The following is a 20,667-nucleotide window of genomic DNA, read 5'->3' on the forward strand; positions in this document are numbered from 1 at the left end:
GATTCAGGCCGATTTGATCTTACGGTAACTGGGAATTGCCAGACTGGAGAGCGCGCCGCCGACCAGGCCCACCGCTATGGCCAGCCCCATTGCATTGAGCAGCACGGTCCAATCGACCTGCAAGGTGTAATCGATGGTGGTGTAGTACTTGCCGACGATGGAGGCCGCGCGTCCGTCCAAGAACAGATACATCAGCAGCGTCCCCAGCAAGGCCCCCGTCATGGTCAGCAGCAAGGTTTCAAGCAGCACGGTCATTCGGATCGCGGCGGGCGAAAAACCCAGCATCAGCAGCACGCTCAGATTGCGTCGCCGGCCCTCGATAACCATCAGCATGGTATTAAGCACGCCGGCGAAGGTGCCGATTGACAATACGAATGCCAAGGGCCAGCCCAGATAACGGATGATCTTGCTGGTGTCCTCGACCTGATCCCGATACAGGTCGCGCTGAGTGAGCACATCGACCTGGAATCGCGGGTCCGCTTCTACGAAGGCGCGCAGGTCTTCCACTGAGTCGCCCGGCTTGAGCCAGGCGTAGATCGACTGGAACTGATTCTGACGGTCGAAGGCCGCTTGCACGGATTGAACGTCCGCGTAGTACTCGTTCTCCAACAGACTGTTGGACATCTTGAACACGCCCACGACCGTCCAGGTCTTCCCGCTCAACGCGATCTGGTGCCCCACCTCCAGCCCGATCACTCTCTGAGCGAGCTGGCGGCCCACGATAATCTCGTACATGCCGGAACGGAACGGGCGACCCTCGACCAGCTCGAACCCTTGATGCTCCCGCAGCCGCAGCCCCTCAGGGCGCATTCCGCGCAAGGTCGAGTTGATTCGTTTGGTGAGATCCTTGGCTCTACGGCTGACCGAAACAACCACTTCGGGCGACACCTTGGAGGTTTCGCTAAGCCGCGACAGTCCCGGCGCGCCCTCCAGCAGCACCGCCTCGGCCGGGTCGATGTCGCTTTCGACTTCGATGGGCGCCTGCCGCCCAAGCATGACGGCCATCCGATCAGAGCCGGCGCTCTCGCCAGCCGCGTAGAACCCGCGCGCCATGGCCAGAAACGTACTGAGAACGGCCACGGCCAGCACCACGCAGGCGATCGTCGTCGCGCTGGCCCAGCGCGCCCGGAACGCGTTGCCGATCGCGACCGGTATCAATGTGATGAACTGCGAGATCGTGCCGGCATGCTCGGCGCCCGCGCGCGCTGCGCCCGTGGACGGATGGATGTCGCTCATATCGCCTCCTCCGCCATCGCCTCAACAGGCTTGGTGCGCAACGCGATGAACGCGGGAATGGCCGCGGCGGCCAAACTAAGGAGCACGCCGATTGCCAGCGCTTGCATCATCACCGGGATCGGCAGAGACATATGCGGAAGAATTTCGGGATACCTTGAGGTAATCGCCCAGTTGAATACGAAAGCGATGAGCATCCCCAGCGCGGCTCCGACCAGAACCACCATCATCGTCTGACCTACTACGATGCGCAGGATCTTGGCGTTCGAATAGCCTATAACGCGCAGGATGCCCAGATCCCGTCTGCGTTGGCGTATGCCCAAAGCCATGCCGCTGCTGACTATGAGCATCAGGGTCCCGAACGTGACGGCGACCACCAGCTCTATCATGGACACGACATCGCCGAACTGAGCGAAGAATTCGTTATGAAACACCTGGTCCGAGCTGGTGTATGAAGGCCAAGCGCTGGTCTCCAGAGCCGCGTCGATGCGTTGCGACGCATCGTCGGCAGTCACTTTCGCGTCCAAGGTCACCACGAAGCTTCCGACGGTGTCCTTCCAGAAATTACGGTTCTCGTTGAGATAGTCGTAGTGAGTGACGGCATAATTCCGGCTGCCCGCGCCCTTTTCCGAACGAAACACGCCGGCGACGATGTAGTTCCAGGCGGACTCCCCTTGCGGCGGCTTGAACAAGAGACTATGCAAGGGCACCGAATCGCCCTTCTTCCACCCGAACTTATCGGCTATATCGGTGCTGACCAGTATCGCGCGGCGGTCTTTGAGAAACGCCTGCTTGGTCGACTCGTCCATCGCCATATCCGGATGCGTGTCGATCCAGGTCTTCGGGTCGACCGCGAAGCTCATGAACATGTTCGACTGTTCACGGTAGTACAGTCCGATCCAGGTGGCATAACTGACCGTCCGCAGCCCCTCGACCTTGCTGATCGCGTCCATCGAGGACAAGGGCAACACCTGCATCGCACCGGCAGCGCTGGTCACCATCAAGCGACGCGACGCGATGGATTGGTCGCCGCCGTTCATCGAGTACCTCAAGGCACCTAGGATACCGAAGGTACAAAACGCCAGGGCGACCGCCCCGGTGAGCAATAGGGAGCGCAACCGGAAAAACCGGTGGTACCGCCAAATCAGATTCATATCGTTCATGCCATGGCCCCCTGTCGCTTCAAAGCATTCGCGGCGCCTGCCAGGATCCGGGCCAGAAGGAATTCGCCCGCGGGAGGGATGCCCAATCGGTTGTTCAGCATGTGGATCTGCGACCCGACGATCGCCAGCACCGCGTTCTTGCACATGTCGTCGCCAACAGTCCTACCCCCTTCGTAAGGTGCGCTCAACCGCCCCTGCTGGTGCAACGACCTCAGGCGTTGGGCCAACTGCCGGACGCCGGCGGCCCAAACGGCATGGGCGCTGCGCTCGTTCCAGCCAGCCAGCGCCTCCTGCTCCAGCCGGAGCAGCAGCTTGAGCTGGTCTTCGCTCGGCTGCGGAAGCTCCGTACCCAGGGCCTCGTGACCGGTCATCGAGGCCCATAGCGAACCGTATCGCCTGAAGTAGTTGGCAAGGCCGGGCAGGTCCTCGTCGCAGGCGAGAATCGCCGCTGCCATCAGCGCGAATGCCGACGACAGACGACCGCTTCCGTTTCCCTGCGTCGCTTTGCACAGACTCAGCGCCAACCGCGACGACAGCTCGAACAGTTGCTCGTTGAACTCTATGGCGTCCTCTCCGCCGTAACGCAGGATCTCCGGCTCGTAGCCGATCTTGGCCACGGTGCCCTCTGTGTACCAGGGCAAATCCTCGACCACGACCGGAGCGCCATCGAAGGCATGCGAGCGGTAATACTCCTCCCGTGTTGGCGGCTTGTCCGAGCGGAATTCCGCGATGCGCTCGGACAACACCTGTATCGCCCGTTCTTCGTCCTGGACGATACGGCCGCACAGGCGGATGCGTAGGTGCGGCCCACCCTCCCAGTAGCGAATGAAGAACCAGCGGTCCAAGTCCCCGTTCGCGCGCCATTTCTGGATCGCCGAATCCAAAGATTCGCGCACGTAGCGCTCGACCCGCTCCGGATCGGAGAGGAATACGTGTATCGAAAGCCAATCATGGCGCGGGTGACTCATCAACACAGCTCCATGGTCGGATTGGCCGATCGCGCGAAACCGCAGAGCACGAGATAAACAACCTGGCCGCGCAGGGACAGCTCGGACTCCAAGCGGGCCTCGCGCATCATCTTCGCGGGGCGAGCGAACATGTCGTGCGCCGTCGCCGCGATCGAGAAGTCCTGCGCCGCCGCGCCTGCTGCGATGTAGATCTCGCGAAGCGCCGCGTCGCCCAGAGCTTCGATAGCCGATTGCAGATCGGCCTGAATGATGAGCACGGCCGTCAGCGCCGAGAGGTTGTACTTGGTATTCGCATACGGAAGCATCTTTGCGATCGCATCGTGCAGATCGCCCCGCCACGAACGCGCGACCAGGGACTCACCGTCGATGTCGTGGATGTTCGGCGCCTTGCCCGCCTCGTGCGCCAGCCAGACCAAAGACAGTCCCAGAGCACTTCCCGCGGCATTGGCAGGACGGCTTTTCCGGATAGCGCCCCAGGTCGCTACGATGGAAGCGAAGCTGCCTGCTGGAAGCTCCGACAACACCGAGGACGCCAGCCCGCGATCGTTTCCGGACGTGCGCCGGCGCATGAGATCCAGCACTCCGCGGCCTCCGACGTCGCGCCGGCGGGCAAACCCGTCCGCGCACGATGCTGTGGGCGCAACGGCGCGCGCGGGCGAGCTGCCTGCATCAAAGCAACGCTGAAACAGATCCAGCTTCGGAAAGCGCAGCTCCATCTCCGGAAAAGGCCGAGGCGTGGCGAGCTTGGCTGCACTCGACGGCAAACCGGCCGCGTCGAAGCGCGGCCGCAAACCGACGCAATGAAGCGGGATCTCCAGCGGCAATGCGCAGAACGATCGACCCAGCTCCCGGTCGGGATCGGCGACGTCGTCGATCTCCAGCAACCTGGCCAGATGATGGGCCTGCGATTGCGCGTGCCCGGATTCGAGTACGCAGGGCACATGCGCGAACTCACCGTACTCTTCGGCGTAGCGCCAGGCCCTGCCTATGCACACAAGGGCCGCCGCTCCGTCCTGCAATGCCGGCGACACCAGTTCCGGCAGCTCCTGCAAGCCATGGAATTCCGGAATGTAGGCGTACACACGCGACTCGCCTCCGATCGACTGGACGAAGAAGTATCTGAGCGGGTATCTGCCGCGCGAGGATGGAACGGCCTTGTGTATCGCCGACTCGCTGTACGGCTCATAGCGGACTGGACACGCGAGATACCTGAAGAACAGCGACAGCCTGACGCTGGGATCCAGCGTCGACGGGGCCTCCGGCGCGCCGGACAGCCATGCATCCAGATCGCAAAGTTCGCGCGGAAGCCCTACCAGCGGCAACCTCCGTACCGTCGCCGGCTCGACCTCGGACGGCTGGCGCCTGTACTCCTTCTTTCCGGCGCCGAACGCAGGAACGATCAGACGCTCCAGGCGTTGGTGGCCCGCGAGCACCCATGCTTCCAAACGATCAGCGCTCGCGGCGTCGGTCAGCGTCATGGGAAGTTATGCGGGTAAGGGTTCACGTTCGCGGGCGTGAACTTAGCGTCCGGCAGGCCCCTGAAGCGGGCAAACCGATCCAGTCGGTCCATGTCGATACGCCTGTACTGGTGCCCGAACGTCACTGGCATCATGCCCGGCACTAGGACCTTGGCCGCGCCCAACCCCAGCTCCCGCAGTTCGGAGAAGGTCTGATCCACCACGATGATGTCGACCGCGACTTCAAGCACCTTGGCGCAATCGGCTTGCAACTCCTGCGTGAGGTCGACCTGCAAGGCGTCGGGCACTCGCTCCCGGCACTCCTGCAAGGTTCGCATGTCGCCATCCAGCAGGAAACGCAGACGTTCGAAGGACTCGTTGAGGCTGTAGAGCAGAACATGATCGAACATGTCCTTGACCAACGCATGATCCTCCAACATCGCACGTGCGCGGTCGAAATCCAGGGTCTCGTTCTTTCGATACACCCCCATCGAGGTCGTAACTTCCGCCAGTGCCGAGAAGATCGCCCCACCCCAACGCCCTTCGCAAGCGGACGCGCAGTAAGACTTGATCCTGGCATCCGCGGACGGGTCCACGATCATCGCCCCGACCACGGGGATCCGCGCTTCGCTCGTCATGTCGAACAGATGGACTTCGAAGCCTGCGGCTTCGGATCGGGCGATCAGCGCGGCGCTACGCCGATCGTCGATGCTCTGCTTATCGATCCGGACCGGCGCGATCCGCGAGTACCAAGTCGAGAAATAGGCGTCGCGCTCGACGACCTCATGCAAGCCGCCCAGCACCGCTTCCTCGAGGCTGCCGCCGAGCGAACCACCGTTGGACGAATCGTAGATGAAGCGGTTCGTCGGCGCGCCCGGACGACTCTTGATGTTGTAGTAAGCCAACTGCTCCGGAACCAGAATCGGCTCGGCGCGCCGGATCGAATGCCCCCAAATCCAGCCGCACTCGAGATCCTCGGTATAGGCTTCGAACCTGAACAGTGGATCGGCTTGCTGTTCTGGCGTATGCATGATGAATGCGGCCGGATCGACCACCCGATCCCCGAACCTCGAGACCATTTGCGAGCGGCTTCCACGCAAGGCGATCAAGCCGTCGCGCGGTTCGTTGCCGGCATAGCGCTCTACCCCTTCCAGGATCGCGATCAGCTCGGAGGTCTGGTAATTGAACGCACGACCGTGGTTGTAGTCGGTGCTCCCACCTCCCGCGAAAGCGCGCTCCGAGGTGAATAAGGGCATGAGGTCGGACTGCATGTTTTGGAACACATGCTTGATCAATCCGCAATGCCTATCCACGAACATGCGCCTTGCGCCAAGCAAGGACAGCTTTTCGTTCGGCGGACGCTTATCCCAAGGGCTACGTTTGATCCTGGGCTCGAACCGCAAGGGTTCGGGGCTGGTGGGCGTCGGCGCGACATCGCAAGAAGGACAGTGAGTCACCTGTATGAAGCGGTGACGGACGATCTCCAAGCTGTCTATCCGTACCGTGTAGTAACTGCCTACGGGAAGCGCGCTCCATTCCCGGCCCAGAGCGCCCTCGAGCAAGGTCGACATCAATCCGACGATGGCGGTGCGAGAAGCCGGAGACAATGGCTTGTACGGCAACGGACGGGATCGCACGACATCCTCGACGTACGCCTTCCCGATCGGATGATTGGATTGGATCCGCTGCCCCAAACAATCGAGGCATCGACCTTCGCCTGGCATGACCACCGGCCCGATCCGAACCGTTCCGGGTTCGACGCCAACGAAGACAACCGTGGCGCCAGCGTTGACCAGAGTCTTCTGGACCTCCAGCGCACGTTGCATGTCCAAGCGCAGATCGAACAGCACCAGGCATTCGTCTCCCCCGCCGATCTGATACCGCTCGACGTGTGCGAGATCCGCGAAGGCACTAGGCTTCGCGCGCGAGATCGCGGCGACTACGCCTACTCCCCCCAGAAAGTCCAGGCTGGACGGATGGGCGAAGACGTAGCGACGGATATGATGATCGGTCATCACGAAGCGCTCGCCATCGCTTTCAAGCTGGCATAGCCGCAGTACACCGAAGGGGGTAGTCCGGGCGCCGTCAGCAAGTGGTACTCGACTTCCCGGCTTGTGGCCGCTTGCGCGGCGATCAAGGCTTGGTGCCAATCCTCGGCCTGTGCCGCGTCATCCGGCTCAGGCAGAGCCAGACCCGTGTCGAACCGAATCCCGTTCAGCTCCTGAAGTTGGAACATGCTGCAAGCTCTACCCAAGCCCTCGGTCAACGCCTCGACAGGATCCGAGGCGACGACGCTGCAGAGCGTGGCCCCCGCACGCGACACGCGCACTATGAAGGCATCACCGGCGTCGCCCCATTGGATCTGGGCGCGAATGCCGTCAGGCGAGTGGAATCGCAATAGCGCGTGCAGGACGCGAGCCGGACCCGGCGGCAATCGATCTAGGTCGACCCATGCCCAATGGTGGCGCTGCCTCATTTCGTTCGAGCCCGCCACGGCATAGGCGAGCGCCCGCCGTTTCCAGACCTCTTCGTCGAACGCGCATACGACAGCGGCGTCATCCTTGCGGAAACTGCGCGCCAGAATCCCGATCGCCTGTGACAGGCCGTCGACTACAGCCTCAGCGTGCTCCAATCCCCAGCCGACGACGATCTCTTCCTTTCCGGCTTCGGACGCCGATCTGATCCCTACTGGATACTGCAACAAAGGCACCTGCTCGATCTGATCGTCCGCGACGATGCTGAAAGGCCCCAGCAGCGGATCGAACCACGGCTCCAACGCGTACTTGATCCGTTCGAACGGCAGCAGGACCCGCCCTTCCGGCATCTGGTACTTGGAAGGGTGCACGAACGGCACCGGCGCGCCCTCGCCTCTGGCCGAGGCGACCAGCATGCGGTACTCGACTTCCAGTTCCGGCGAAACCACCGCCACCTGACCTCCCGACGTTGCCGCTTCCACGCCGAAGAATCTGCAAATTGCGGCTTGCGCCGCGACGCAACCCAGCAGCGCCATCGCTATCGGCCCGAGCGAGGCAGCGTCGGCGCCCCGCCCGGGCAGCCAATGCAGCAGGTCCGCGACGGCTGGATGCCCAGGCCTCGAGGCCGGCAGGACGCAGGCGTAGCCTTCGAGGACGGCACCGATCGAACCCGCGATGGCGTGCTCCCGCATGGCCTTCTCGACCCGAACGATCGATGCCAAGTCCGCGCTATCGCTCGCGTAGACCAGCATTCCCGCCGTGTCGATGGGCACCTCATCGCCCAATCCCCGCCGAAGGGCGAATCGCACCGCATGTTCGGCCTCCACTTCAGTCCGAAGTTCATTCAACCCTTCGGTTTCGGCGCCATCGAGTATCACCGTAAGCTTCGCGCATCCGCTGTCGGTCAATGCCCTCAACGCCGACAACAGCGACTGCCCGGACCCGATCACGATGACTTGTGCGTCGTGCCAACGGCGCAGTTCCGCCTCGACGGACCTACCATCGAGCCTGTCCTCAAGGAACTTGCGCAACTCGTTGGCGCCGGTATGCGCAACCAAGCCCTGCGCCGGCGGCGCATCCGCGTCCACCGCCAACAGCATGCCGTGCTCGGTTAGCGATGCGATAACCTTGCGGAAGAACTCGGCGAGCTTATCCGGGGCACGCTCAAGAATGCTTTCCACCGGGTTTCCGGCATCGATCAACGCGATCAGCTTCTGAACTATCGGGTACGCCGATTTGTCCTTCAGCACGAAGGAAGTGTCCCCGGCGTCGAACAATATGCCGTCAGAAACGACACCGAAGTAGACGTGATTCTTGAGCTTGACACGGCTTCCGGCAATCGTCGCGTTCATTGCCCGGACTCCTCCATGGCACGGATGCGCGCGACTTTCTCTCGCGAGTCCTGCCCGTACACTCGTTCCACCGAGTTCGACAATAGATGGCAAAGCAGGAACTTCTGGATGGGAGCAATCTCCAGCAACGGAAGCAATGCATAGAAGAAATTGACATTGATCCGATACGCCAGGAATCCCGGCCTCCGCAGCACTTCGCCCCCCGACTTCGTATTGATGAAAGCCGCGCCGATCTCGGATATCTGACGCTTTTCGGCCCTTTCGAAGAACTCGTCGGGCACGTCCTGACGCATCTGCGTCGCCATTTCGATGAACTGGTCGCCCTGACCGACCACCTCGTCGTACCGCAGCTCGACGATGCGCTTGCTCCGAATATCCACATCGGCCAGCACCTTCGTCCACCGCTCTAGAATCTCGACGAAAGGCCCCGGCAGACCGGTGTCGGCGTATCTGCCGTCCACCACGGCGCGAGTGGCTTTATCGAGCTTCTCCTTGTTCTTTTCATCGACTTTGTCGAACCTGTCGCGCAGGGCATTGTCGGAGTCGTAAGCGGCGAAGAAGTAGTCGGCATGCGAACGCATCGACATGTACCCTTCCTGGAGCCCCGATTTCTGCGTGTGCGCAGTTGCCGCCAGCATCGCGTGAAGGGTGATGAAGAAAGATTCGCGATCCACATCGTTGAGGCGATTAAGCTCAAGAATAAGATCGCAGCAATCGCTCAGCATGAGCTCCTTACTTTCGGCAACCTCCGGAATCAGCAAGGTCTTGGGCCTCAGGTACGGGACCGGAGCGACCGAGTTGTCCTTGAGCAGCGGCAGGTAGGGACCGCTATCTATTTCGGATGTGCCTATCCATTGCGAGGTCTTCTCGTACTCCAATGGATCCAATTGCGCACGACTCGGATTCTCAGCGATCCACTTCTCTATGATCGCCTGCACCGCAGGCAAGACGCGCAGCGCATAGGACTCGGAATCGCATTGCAACAACAGATCGATATGCGGGCCGAATTTCCAGTGCGGGAGGAAGAACGCTCGCTCGACTCCGAAGTCGCGCTTCGCCGTTTCGATCGCCTCCGCAATGGGACCGAGAATCAGTTGGCGGCGATCGTCGAAGTACGCGACCCGGAGCGCATACCACCGCAGATCCGCCGACTGAAGCCGGTCAGACTTACTGGTGAGCTCGAAGTGCAGCTCGGATACGTGAGTCTCGTCGTCGACGGACGACGCATGATCTTCGAAATCGGGAAGCAATTCGGAGATCTGCAGCGCAAGATCGTGCCGCTTTAGCATGTTCTGCAGCAGCCGGACAAACCTGGGATTGCGCAGGTCAACGTAAAACGGCTTGAGATCCTTGAAATTGAGTCCTTTCATCGCGGAAAAACGCGAAATACGCGTCTTCTCCCCCGACCCGCCAAGAATCGCGCGAACAAAGAAGCGCTCCGGCAACCCGTGCGCCTTCTGCCAGTCTCTTATGGCCAAATAGAACTGCGCCGGAGGCAGCGACGCGTCCGGGCAGGTTGAGTGCGCCACGGTCCAGGAGCGTCGCGAAACGACGATATTTCCGAGCGTGAGCCGCGGCGTGTACTGCACATCGCTTCCGCCCGAATCCGCCACTCGGGCCATAGCGTTCGCCACAAGAAAGCACGGCCCCTCGCTGAAGGCCAATGCGATCGTGCGCTGCACCGCTGGCAACATCACAGGGGTAAGCAACCCGTGATACCAAATGTCGACGATCTTGCCGTCGCCACCGCGAAACACGAGACGGTGTTCGTTCGGAACGTATACCAAACTCAGCTCCGCCAGAGAAACCTTGCGCGTCTGATCGTAAGACGGCCCGAAAGGCGGTACGACGACTTCCACGTCTGACATGGACGGGTGCCGATTCGCATTGAATCCGAAAACGCCGCCCAACTCAGCATTGTGGCCGGCCTCGGAGCCCTTCTGCAGGTATGCACGTACCTGCGCCATGCCGTCCTGGTCGAGAACTTCGCAAAACCTGGAGAGAATCCCCGAGCGACCGCCGTAGATCTGGTTCAACACCAGACCCTCGGCGTCGTCGCTCTTGAACGGCTGGACGAGGTAGCTGTAGGAGAGGCTTCGGCTCCGCATGCCCTGCGGCAGCATCGCGACGATTCCGCGTAAGGCTTCCGGATCCAACTGGATGTCGCGTCCTTGGCCGAGCTGCTGCTTTAGGTAATCCTCGAACGCGCGTTTGGCGCGGAGCAGCGCGAGAGTGCGCGGAGAATTCTCGGCAACGCCCTCCGCGTCGGCCTTTCCTTCCGAAACCAGCGGAGCGTAGGCGAGATCGAACTCCTCGATGAGCGTGGCGATATCGGTACAAACGCCATCCTCGCCAAATCTGGAAACGAAGTAATCGCACAGACTGGTATGGACCAGCCGATTGGCGTCGATGATGCCGTTGACCTGCTGAATAAGGTCGAACTCTTCTCGATGCGCGTCGATCAAACCCAGCGAGAGATCTTGATCGTCGCCGGTGTAGTAGCAGTTTTCGTAGTATGGCGTGCGATAAAGGTAACCACCGATTCTCGCACCGGCTGCCGCAGCCATATCGAAGATCGTCGAATCCAGATTCGAACTCGCCACGATTCTTTGATCTACGTCGTTACCTCTCATCACCTCAAGACCAGCTCGCATACGCGAAACGGCCGCGCGGAAATCGCCGTCGATCTCGTCACCGAGTTCGGCCCCGATATCGGCCATCCACTCCAGCGTGTCGGTTTGCTCGACGTATCCCGTCTGCGCCAACAAGTAGCCGATCTCGTACAGCTTCTTTACATAGGCTTCGACGGCCACTTGGGGCAACTTGGGCGCCAGTGCGCATATCCGATCGACCAAACTCTCGATCGGCAGCGACGCATCGGGCGCGTCTTCCAGGGCGCGCCGGACACAGGCGAACATCGGGCTCGCATCGACACTAGAAACATCGACGCCGGTCCCCCAGATGCGCCCGATGAAGTCGCGTCCTGCGGACACCACCTGCAATTTCAGCTTGCCATCGGCCTCCAGAACCGTCGGATTCAGCTTGAGCGGAAAAACCCTGCTCACCGTTTCGTAGTTGCGCATCCAACCGTCAAGAATATGTCGCATCAACGCGGCTTTGGCCTCGACGCGTCTTTCCACCCGGTTCGTGAGCCGGCTGACCCTTGCGCCATCGTCGTCTTGCCAATGCCCGACGCGCATCAGCGTAAACGACGACAAAGGACTGGTCTTGGTAGACGCCCGGCCGAAGAACTGCAGCAGAGAATCCTCCAGATTCCGCACGGTTTTGCTGTCTGACGACGGAGCGGCCTGGCCGTAATGACTCTTCAGCTGCGCCAGCAGCCGATGATTGTTGTAGCTCAAGGCCAACTGCAGATTCTTCGAATCCAGCAATGCATGAATGGACCGAGCCCCTTCGGCCATCTCGTGACCGAAGACGTCCGGGAACTCCCTCAGTGCGGCCGCATAGGCCACGTGGACTTGATCCAATTCGAGGATGCGCCCGGTTAGCGCCGCATCCGCACAGGTTCGAAGCGCTTCGAGTTCCGCGGCCTTCGCCGGGCGTCCGTTATGCAACGCGCGCCTAAGGTCCAGTAGGCGCCGGCGGCCGGCGACATCAAGGACCTGGGGCACCCTTTGAGCCAGCTCATCGCACAACTGCGTGGATAAGGACGAGGAGAGCTCGCGCAATTCGACTAGACGTCGCCACATCTCATCGGATTTGCCGGTCCATATAGCCGACAGCTTCGATGCGGGCTCGCCGGCCACCCGCAGCACATAGTGCGGGTGCACCAACATCGAGGCCGCGTCCGCGGTCGGTCCGCCGATTGAAACCAATACTCTTTCGTCCATATCGATCGTCAGCGATAGCTATTGCGGAAGATCACGGCGGACGCGAAAGCGCAAGCCGCTCCGAAGACCAGCAGTACCGCCGTCGGAAAAACTGCTGCCCGCGTAAAATACGCGTTGTCCCATGCAAGATGGGATATCTGCACCGCGTAGGTAGTAGGCACGAAGTCGGAGATCGCTTGAGCCCATTCGGGGAAACTTTCGCGCGGCATGCCGCCCCCTGAAAGAATCAGCATGGGCTGCATGAAGAACATCCCGGCGGAGAATGCCCTCTGCGGCACGGGAAACAAAACCCCTATCAGTATCCCTGCCGGCAGCATCGCGAAACCGGTCACGAGCATCGGAAGAATCAGTTGGATCGGATTGGCGGCAGGCAGGTAGCCGAAGAGCATGAAGCCGGCCACGAGCATTACGGCATAGCCGACAGCGAACAGCACCATGGCGCGCAGGCAGAAGCTGACCCAAAGCTCATAGACTTTGACCGGAGTCACCATCAGGCGATTCAAGAAGCCCATGTGCTTCGCCATCGCGACCGTAGGCGCGACGTTCAGGAATGAGATCATCAGGATGAGCACCGCCGTGAAATTCGGAGTGTGCGTGTTGTAGTACTTCAACGATGCCGCTTCCGACGCCGTCGCGCCGGCGAAGGATGCGAAGAAGATGTAGAAGCCGACCGGAAACACCAGCAGGAAGAATATCGCGGTCTTGTCCCGCGACGTGTTCTTGAAGTCGAGCGCCGTCAGCGCATACACGTTCGCGGCCTTCATGCGCCACCTCCAACGGACTTGCTCACAATGATGTTGTAGGCGTCGTCCAGATTCCTCGCGTCGCCGCCCGCCATGGACACCAACTGCGCGACGCCGCCTTGCGCAACGATACGACCGCCCGAAAGCATGACCACTCGCGACGCTAGCGCTTCCGCCTCCTCCATGTGGTGCGTACTGAACAACAGCGTTTTACGCCCATTGGCGTGAGCCTTACGGATGATGTTCCAGAACTCGCGCCGCATGATCGGGTCCAGCCCAACGGTCGGTTCGTCGAGAATGACGAACTCCGGGTCGTTGATCATCGCCAAGGCGAGCGCGATTCTTTGCCGCTCACCGCCGGAGATCTTGCTCAGAGGCCTGTCTACGAACTTCTTAAGTTCGAACTCCTCCAGCATCACATCGATGCTTAGGCAATTCGGATAGACGCGCTCAAAAAAACGGATGTAGTCGCGACCGGTCAAGCTTCCGAAGAACTTGGTTTGTTGAATCTGGACGCCTATGCGCGAAACGTAGCTACGATCGAACGCCGGGTCGCAGTTCAGCACCGAGACCGAACCCTCGTCGGCCCGACGCAAGCCCATCATGATTTCGAGCATGGTGGTCTTTCCGGCCCCATTAGGACCGACCAGCGCGACGATCTCGCCGACCGGTATCTCGAACGAGACCCGATCCAACGCTTTCCGGTGCGCATACATCTTCGTTACGCCGCCGAACGCGACGATCGCACCACGGCTCGGAGAACCGTCCGCCATTTCGGTCGTTGCGGCACCGATATCAGCCGCAATTGAATACTCGGTTTGCATTGATGGCTCCAGAATTCCGGACGACTCGAGATCGGACACACCGGCGCAGAACGCCGATGTGTCCAATCGTCTGATCGATGCCGCGCTGCACCCCGATTCGCGAACTAGCCGGACTATCAGCGACGACATCTATCCGACTTTTACTCCGCGATATTGTCGTTAGCGCACGACGAAGAACCGCAGCTCGAACACGAGTTGCTGGAGCTGACGACGCTGGACGCGCCGGTTTCCGGCAGAGCCATCGCTTCCTTGAGCGTCACGACTTCCATGCCTTCGATGTTCAGGCTGGCCAGATCCAACGAGTCGAAATCGAAATCGCTATTCATGACTACATCTCCTTGCGAAATATCCACTACCTTGTGGACCAACATTGGGTGGAGTGGAGGCACCCAATTCCTTGACATGGCTCCTTGCGTTGTCGGCGCTTTCTATCTGTTTGAAGCCGTCTGCCTGCGGGCGCGCGTGGCGCGGCGGCGTCGCATGCCGGCGGCTTCTTAGATCGAGTAGCGTATTCGGACGCGAATCCGGGTCGCGCCGTTCACCTTGATGCGAGATGCGTCGAACTGGGGTGCAGTCTTCGCCAGGTTGGCGTTGTTGCTGAAGCCGACGCCTTCCGTGCCCAACTCGAGCTGGGAGTTGCCGTTCTCGTCGTGATAGAGCGCCACCGCGTAGTCGCCTTGCGCCAGGCCCTTGAAGTCCAAAGACACCACGCCGTCAGCCGCCTTCGCGCGCGCCCGGCGCGTGCAGCCGGAAGGGAACGCTTCACCTTCCTTGCACAAGGTACCGATGATGTATCCGTGATCGCCGCGCACGCCGCTGACGTCGACGCGCAGCGCGCCGCTCTGCCCCGGCTGCGCCGCGACCGACGCCGGCTTTCCGGGGTCGCGCGCGTTCCGCATGCCGTCGCCGGCCCCGCCCTTCGATATTTGCCACGCCCCCCAGAGCAACGCGACTGCGATCACCGAGCCGATCGCGACCCGCGCGACCTGCGACCTCACATACGATCTTCCAGTTTCCAAGACACTTCCCTATCTGACAAGACACTTCCCTATCTGACCGGACGGGCTTCAGCTCGTCGCATTCCCGTTCGACTAGCGCTTACCCACTACAAAACCGAGCACCACGATCTCCCTGGCGCCGTCCGCCCCCACGTATGCCGCAACCTCTTCATCGCAGAATCCGCCCCACACGCAGCCGGGCAGGCCGCGCGCCAACGAGGTCAGATGCAGGTTCTGGGTCAGCGCCCCGGCTTCATTCATCACGAAGCGATAGCCGCGATCCAGGTACTTCGCCATCGAACGCAGCAGCACCGCCGTCACGACGAACACGACGCTGGCTTGCGCTTTGAATTCGGGTTGCAGATCGAAACCGGGCATCGCCGTGCGCGCGTCTTCGCGGCGCAGGCACGACAGCGCGTGCCCGATCGCATCGTAGTGATAGACGCCCGGCGCTAGGCCGGCCACGTCCATCACCACCGGATAGATTTCCAACGGGTACAGCGCACCCGCGGAGGGACAAGCGCGCAGCCGCTGCGTGGGCCCGGCGGCGCCGAGACGGCGTTCGCCCAGCACGCCGTACGAATACTTGAGGATCGCAGCCAGATCGCCGAGGCCGATCGCGCGCTCGCGCGCCGCGGCGTCGCTGGCCAGCGAACGTCGGCGCAACAGCGCCTGTTCCAGCGTCAGCTCGCCCAGGCCGGCATCCGGTAAGGCGATCGATTCGGCATCGCGATGCTCGTTGCGGCTCCTGGATACGATCTCGCGCAGCGCGGGCTCGCTGAGGAAGGCGCGGATGCGCACCGACAAGCGGCGCTCCAACGTCCGTCCCCAGACCGTCCGGGCATGGAAGGCATCCACGGCCGAGGTGTCGTCGCCGGCGAACAGCAGTTCGGTTTTGACGCGGTCGTGCGCGGCCGTCGCGCGGGTCTCGCCCACGTGGCCGTCCGCCGGCGCCACCGAGCTGGCCTCAGTAGAGCGCATCGGCATGCTCGATATCGCGGGTCCAGGCTTCGATACCGCCGTCCAGGCTGGCGACGTCACGGAAGCCGCGTTCGGCCAGGAAGGCAGCGGCCCGAAGCGAGCGCACGCCCGACTTGCAGTAGCACACCACCGGCAGATCCCGGTCCAAGGTGTGGAAATACTCTTCGATCTCGTCCACCGGCATCAGCAGCGAGCCTTCTATGCGCACGATCTGGTGCTCGTTGAGCGTGCGCACATCCACCAGTTGCAAGGCCGCCTGCTGCCCCAGACGCCGCTGCAGCCATTGCGGGCTGACCCGCTCGATCGGCGCGGCATCCGCATCGCCGCTGGCTTCGCCCAGGCCGGTGCCGCACAACACGGCATAGTCGGCCAACTCGGTCTGGCTGGGGTGGTCGCCGCATATGCAACACGCCGGATCGCGCTGCAGTTCGAGCTCGCGGAAGCTCATCTCGGTCGCATCGAACCGCAGCAACCTGCCCGCCATGGGCCGGCCGATCCCAGTGATCAGCTTGATCGTCTCCACCGCCTGCAACAGGCCCATGGTGCCGGGCAGCACCCCGAACACGCCGCCCTCGGCGCACGAAGGCGCGAAGCCCGGCGGCGGAGGCTCCGGATACAGGCAGCGGTAACAGGGCCCGTCGCCCAGGTTGAACACCGACAGCATGCCTTCGAAGCGGAACACCGAAGCGTAGACGTTGGGCTTGCCGCTCAGCACGCAGGCGTCGTTGATCAGATAGCGGGTAGCGAAGTTGTCGGTGCCGTCGACGACGATGTCGTAATCGACCAGCAGGGCCATGGCGTTGTCCGCTACGATGCGGCAGCGGTGCTCGACGATCTTGATGTGGGGATTCATCGCCGCCAGACGCGCGGCCGCGGCTTCGAGCTTGGGCCGGCCCACATCCTGCATCGTGTACAGCACCTGGCGCTGCAGGTTGCTCACGTCGACCGTGTCGTCCTCGACGATGCCGATCGTGCCCACGCCCGATGCCGCCAGGTACTGCGCGGTCGGAGAACCCAGGCCGCCGGCACCCACCAGCAACACGCGCGCGGCTTTCAGCCTGCGCTGACCTTCGCTGCCGATCTCCGGAATGATGATGTGCCGGCTGTAGTGGCGAATCTCTTCGCGCGACAGCTCGGGTCCTGGCGTAATTTCGGGAGTCCGTTCCCTGTTCATCGTCAGCCCCCGGCGATCGCGGGAAGGATGGTGATCACGTCCTGTGAGCGCAGCGGCGTGTGCTCCTGTTGCAGGAAGCGAATGTCCTTGGAATTGAGGAAGACGTTGATGAAGCGCCGCAGTTGCTGATCGCCGGCGAACATTTGCGTGCGTAGCAGCGGGTACTTGTCCGAGATCAGCCGAAGCGCCTGTCCAACCGTTTCCGCTTGCACATCCACCGAGCCGGCCTGGCCGGTGAAGCGTCGTAATCCCGAAGGGATCAGTACGACCACATCCACGATCGCAGGCGCGCTAGTGGCCGCGCCATCATCCATGCGATTCATCCCTATTCATCCTTGATGTGCATCCCCTTTTTTCACGATTGCATACCCCAAAAGGAATAGCAATAGCCCAAAATCAGTCATACGAACGGACAAGATATGACGAACGTTTCAGCGCAAAGTCGTGTATCGATTTCGCCGTGACGGCCCAAGCCCGTCGGTGCGCTCGCAGCCTGCGAATAGCGGAAAATCCGCATATTTCTGCTGCGGTACGCGCCGTTGGGCGATGAGCGCCAACCGCTTCGGCGCACACTCAGTACACTTGTTGGCACTCTCTATACGCCGCAGTACATGGCCGCGCATCCACCAACGCGTTCACGAATGAGAGGCACTCGATCGCCGCCGCTGCTGCGCCCTCGCGACTTGTATTTTACTGCTGCACTGCAACAGTGCGAACGATCGGAATCTCGACTCCAGGAAGGACCATGACACTGTCTATCGCCTCTACGCACCAGCTCGAGATGCGCCACGCCTATTACGAAGGCGCACCCGGCGCGTTGGTATCCGGTTTGGTTTGGTTGGCGGCGGCAGCGGCCTGCTATCGGCTCGGCATCGACAAGGCGGCGTGGACCTTGCTGGTGGGCGGCGCCTTGATCCATCCGCTGAGCACGATCGTCGCCAAGCTGATCGGACGGCCGGCGAAAACCGGCAAGGACAACGCGCTGAACGCCTTGGCCATGGCATCGACGATCTGGCTGATCGTGTGTTGCGCGATGGCGTACGGCTTGTTCCTGCTGAAACCCGCGCTGTTTTTTCCCGCAATGATGGCGGTGATAGGCAGCCGCTACCTGGTGTTCGCGAGCGTGTATGGCCGGGCGATGTTCTGGGGCCTGGGGATCGCGTTGATCGTGGCGGCGAATGCGTCGCTATGGGTGAGCGTGTCGCCTGCCGTCGTGGCAGGCGTCGGCGGCGTTATCGAAATCGTGTTCGCTTGCTTGTTGTTTTCCAAGGCTGCGAAAACCGCAGCTTGATTTGGTAGCGGGAGCGGTTGTTGCGAAGCCGCATGTGGGCCGTAAATCCGCCTCCTGCTTTCCCTATAGGCAAATGCGGGATCGCGAGCGATCGCACGCGCGCTTGATCGATATCGACTGCCGGCTTAGCGGCCGCCGGAGAACTGCGCGGCGAGCGCGATCCGCAAAGGATTACCCGGGTCCGCCAGCAGCTTCACCGTCAACGCCAGACAGATCACCACCGGCACCGGCCGCAGCGCGCGCGCGCCGAAGCGCATGGCCGCGTGCGCGCCGACCTGGCCGCCCGCGACGCTGGCCACGGCCATCGCCAAGCCGACCATCCACAGCACCTGCCCGCCGGCGATCATCACCGCCAGCGCCGCCAGATTGCTGGCCAGGTTGAAGAACTTGGTCTGCGCGGTCGCGCGCACCACGCCAGCCCGCCCAACGCGACCAACACGGTCGCCATGAACGAACCGGTGCCGGGCCCGAAGAAACCGTCGTACGCGCCGATCAACGCGATCAGCACCGCGAGCGCGTGGGGCCCGATGCGCTGGTGGCTGTCCTCGTCGCTCATGCGCATCGGCACACCCGCCCCCGGCTGTGGATTTCGGGCGTCGCGGATGCCTGCGCTTAAATTGGGATTTGAATCACATTTAATGAGTATTTACCCCTGCGCCCAGCCCCCTGGCGCGCGTCGAGGCTCCGCCATGATCCCTGCAGCCCCGCCACCGCGAGGGCCGGACGATCACTTCAATCAGCACACTTGGAGCCAGACGCAATGACACGTAAAGGCATGCTTCGCTACGCGCTGTTGGCCGCTATTTCCGCCACGACCGCCACGGCCTCGGCGGCGGAAATGAGCGCCGCGCCGGTCACCGCCAAGCCCATGGCCAGCGCCTTGGGTGGCGCCGATTTCGCCACCGGCCTGAAGGTCCGATCGCAGCGCGCAGTCGACCTGGGCCTGCCCGATGCGGCTAGCCTGAAGGCCTTGCGTACCCGCCGCGCCGATCAGTACAAGCACGGCCAGCCGCTGGAAATCGGCTACGCCCGCAACGTCGGCCGCAGCCGCGTCGATCTGACCAGCCTGGACTGGGAAGCCCTGCCCGACGGTTCCCACGGCGCCCGCTTCACCCTGACCTCGACCCAAGCCGTCGCCCTGCGCGCTGGCCTGCTGCTGCGCCCCACGCGCAAGAACGGCGGCGATCCCGCCGCGGTGACCCTGCGCTTCGCCGGCAGCGACGGCCGCGTGTTCACCGACAACGGCCGCAACTATAGCGGCGACGAAGCCGGCTGGTCGCCGACCGTGGCCGGCGACACGCTGACCGTCGAAATCGTGCTCGCCCCGGGCCAGCGCCCGGACGGCTTCGACCTGAACGTGCCGCAGTTGTCGCACCTGGACGTGGACCCGGCGTCGAACACGCGCGATTTGTCCAAGGCCAGCGGCGTCGGCGCCAGCGGCGCCTGCGAAAAAGACATCGTCTGCCGGGTCAACCCGACCCCGGGCTTCCTGGCGGCCAGCAAGTCGGTGGCGCGCATGGTCTACACCGCCAAAGGCAAGTCCTACCTGTGCACGGGCACCCTGCTCAACAACAACAACTCGCCCAAGCGCCAGCTGTTCTGGACCGCGGCCCACTGCATCAGCACCCAGAAGGTCGCCGACACGCTGCAGACCTATTGGTTCTTCGACGCCACCGCCTGCAACAACGATACCGCCAACCCCGGCGCGGTGACCCTGACCGGCGGCGCCTACCTGCGTCACGCCAACACCACCCGCGATACCTCCCTGCTCGAGCTGAAGACCGCGCCGCCCACCGGCGCCTACTACGCCGCCTGGAACAGCAGCGCCATCACCGTCAACGGCACTGCGATCGAAGGCATCCACCACCCGGCCGGCGATCTGAAGAAGTACTCGCTGGGTTCGGTGACCAGCCTGTCGTACACGCTGGACGGCAAGTCGCCGCTGACCCGCGTCGCCTGGAACACCGGCGTCACCGAAGGCGGCTCCTCGGGCTCGGCGCTGTTCACCGTCGCCGCCTCCGGCGACTACCAGTTGCGCGGCGGCCTGTACGGCGGCACCTCGTTCTGCTCGGCGCCCAACGACCCGGACGGCTACTCCCAGCTCAGCGGCGTGTGGTCCAGCATCTCGACCTACTTCGGCCCCTGATCGCAACACGCA

The 20,667-nt window shown here is 62.4% G+C and carries 17 protein-coding genes; 2 read left to right on the top strand and 15 right to left on the bottom strand.

Annotated elements, in window-relative coordinates; all coding sequences use genetic code 11:
* Positions 1 to 3 precede the first annotated feature (3 nt).
* The 14 genes from BMZ45_RS12710 to BMZ45_RS12775 form a co-directional block, all read right to left on the bottom strand.
* Positions 4 to 1,236, bottom strand: coding sequence for an ABC transporter permease (locus BMZ45_RS12710; RefSeq protein WP_091636917.1), 1,233 nt, complete (start codon positions 1,234 to 1,236; stop codon positions 4 to 6).
* The gene (locus BMZ45_RS12715) at positions 1,233 to 2,396 is read right to left on the bottom strand and encodes an ABC transporter permease (protein ID WP_091636918.1); all 1,164 of its coding nucleotides are present in this window, start codon (positions 2,394 to 2,396) and stop codon (positions 1,233 to 1,235) included. The genes BMZ45_RS12710 and BMZ45_RS12715 overlap by 4 nt, the downstream gene beginning before the upstream one ends.
* Positions 2,393 to 3,364 carry a thiopeptide-type bacteriocin biosynthesis protein gene (locus BMZ45_RS12720; protein ID WP_091636919.1) on the bottom strand — a complete coding sequence of 324 codons (972 nt, stop codon included), beginning with the start codon at positions 3,362 to 3,364 and terminating at the stop codon, positions 2,393 to 2,395. Before BMZ45_RS12720 ends, BMZ45_RS12715 begins: the two co-directional genes overlap by 4 nt.
* Positions 3,364 to 4,842 (bottom strand): hypothetical protein, encoded by a 1,479-nt coding sequence (locus tag BMZ45_RS12725; protein WP_091636920.1) that lies wholly within the window; start codon positions 4,840 to 4,842, stop codon positions 3,364 to 3,366. The genes BMZ45_RS12720 and BMZ45_RS12725 overlap by 1 nt, the downstream gene beginning before the upstream one ends.
* Positions 4,839 to 6,836, bottom strand: coding sequence for a TOMM precursor leader peptide-binding protein (locus BMZ45_RS12730; RefSeq protein WP_091636921.1), 1,998 nt, complete (start codon positions 6,834 to 6,836; stop codon positions 4,839 to 4,841). The genes BMZ45_RS12725 and BMZ45_RS12730 overlap by 4 nt, the downstream gene beginning before the upstream one ends.
* Positions 6,836 to 8,647: a hypothetical protein gene (locus BMZ45_RS12735; protein ID WP_091636922.1), complete on the bottom strand. Its 1,812-nt coding sequence runs from the start codon at positions 8,645 to 8,647 to the stop codon at positions 6,836 to 6,838. Before BMZ45_RS12735 ends, BMZ45_RS12730 begins: the two co-directional genes overlap by 1 nt.
* Positions 8,644 to 12,498, bottom strand: a complete 3,855-nt coding sequence (locus tag BMZ45_RS12740) for a lantibiotic dehydratase (protein WP_091636923.1) — start codon at positions 12,496 to 12,498, stop codon at positions 8,644 to 8,646. Before BMZ45_RS12740 ends, BMZ45_RS12735 begins: the two co-directional genes overlap by 4 nt.
* A gap of 8 nt (positions 12,499 to 12,506) precedes the next feature.
* Positions 12,507 to 13,262, bottom strand: coding sequence for an ABC transporter permease (locus tag BMZ45_RS12745; RefSeq protein ID WP_091636924.1), 756 nt, complete (start codon positions 13,260 to 13,262; stop codon positions 12,507 to 12,509).
* Positions 13,259 to 14,065 (bottom strand): ABC transporter ATP-binding protein, encoded by an 807-nt coding sequence (locus BMZ45_RS12750; RefSeq protein ID WP_175489055.1) that lies wholly within the window; start codon positions 14,063 to 14,065, stop codon positions 13,259 to 13,261. The genes BMZ45_RS12745 and BMZ45_RS12750 overlap by 4 nt, the downstream gene beginning before the upstream one ends.
* A 140-nt stretch (positions 14,066 to 14,205) precedes the next feature.
* Positions 14,206 to 14,391: a thiazolylpeptide-type bacteriocin gene (locus tag BMZ45_RS12755; protein ID WP_091636926.1), complete on the bottom strand. Its 186-nt coding sequence runs from the start codon at positions 14,389 to 14,391 to the stop codon at positions 14,206 to 14,208.
* A 168-nt stretch (positions 14,392 to 14,559) separates the two neighbouring features.
* Positions 14,560 to 15,063 carry a DUF2141 domain-containing protein gene (locus BMZ45_RS12760; protein WP_139215499.1) on the bottom strand — a complete coding sequence of 168 codons (504 nt, stop codon included), beginning with the start codon at positions 15,061 to 15,063 and terminating at the stop codon, positions 14,560 to 14,562.
* Positions 15,064 to 15,156: 93 nt separating this feature from the next.
* Entirely contained in the window at positions 15,157 to 15,999 is an 843-nt protein-coding gene (locus BMZ45_RS12765) for a SagB family peptide dehydrogenase (protein ID WP_175489056.1), read from the bottom strand.
* Positions 16,000 to 16,030: 31 nt separating this feature from the next.
* Positions 16,031 to 17,218 carry a molybdopterin-synthase adenylyltransferase MoeB gene (gene moeB / locus BMZ45_RS22210; RefSeq protein ID WP_175489057.1) on the bottom strand — a complete coding sequence of 396 codons (1,188 nt, stop codon included), beginning with the start codon at positions 17,216 to 17,218 and terminating at the stop codon, positions 16,031 to 16,033.
* Between the two features lie 2 nt (positions 17,219 to 17,220).
* Entirely contained in the window at positions 17,221 to 17,541 is a 321-nt protein-coding gene (locus BMZ45_RS12775) for a MoaD/ThiS family protein (protein ID WP_091636930.1), read from the bottom strand.
* A 422-nt stretch (positions 17,542 to 17,963) separates the two neighbouring features.
* Between BMZ45_RS12775 and BMZ45_RS12780 the strand changes: the two genes are divergently transcribed.
* Positions 17,964 to 18,509 carry a DUF7010 family protein gene (locus tag BMZ45_RS12780; protein ID WP_139215501.1) on the top strand — a complete coding sequence of 182 codons (546 nt, stop codon included), beginning with the start codon at positions 17,964 to 17,966 and terminating at the stop codon, positions 18,507 to 18,509.
* Between the two features lie 125 nt (positions 18,510 to 18,634).
* Here BMZ45_RS12780 and BMZ45_RS12785 read toward each other — a convergent pair whose 3' ends face one another.
* Positions 18,635 to 18,919, bottom strand: coding sequence for a TSUP family transporter (locus BMZ45_RS12785; protein WP_217643202.1), 285 nt, complete (start codon positions 18,917 to 18,919; stop codon positions 18,635 to 18,637).
* A 350-nt stretch (positions 18,920 to 19,269) separates the two neighbouring features.
* Between BMZ45_RS12785 and BMZ45_RS12790 the strand changes: the two genes are divergently transcribed.
* Positions 19,270 to 20,655 (top strand): trypsin-like serine peptidase, encoded by a 1,386-nt coding sequence (locus BMZ45_RS12790; protein ID WP_091636932.1) that lies wholly within the window; start codon positions 19,270 to 19,272, stop codon positions 20,653 to 20,655.
* Positions 20,656 to 20,667 lie beyond the last annotated feature (12 nt).

Source organism: Lysobacter sp. cf310 (assembly GCF_900114355.1).
GTDB lineage: Bacteria > Pseudomonadota > Gammaproteobacteria > Xanthomonadales > Xanthomonadaceae > Lysobacter.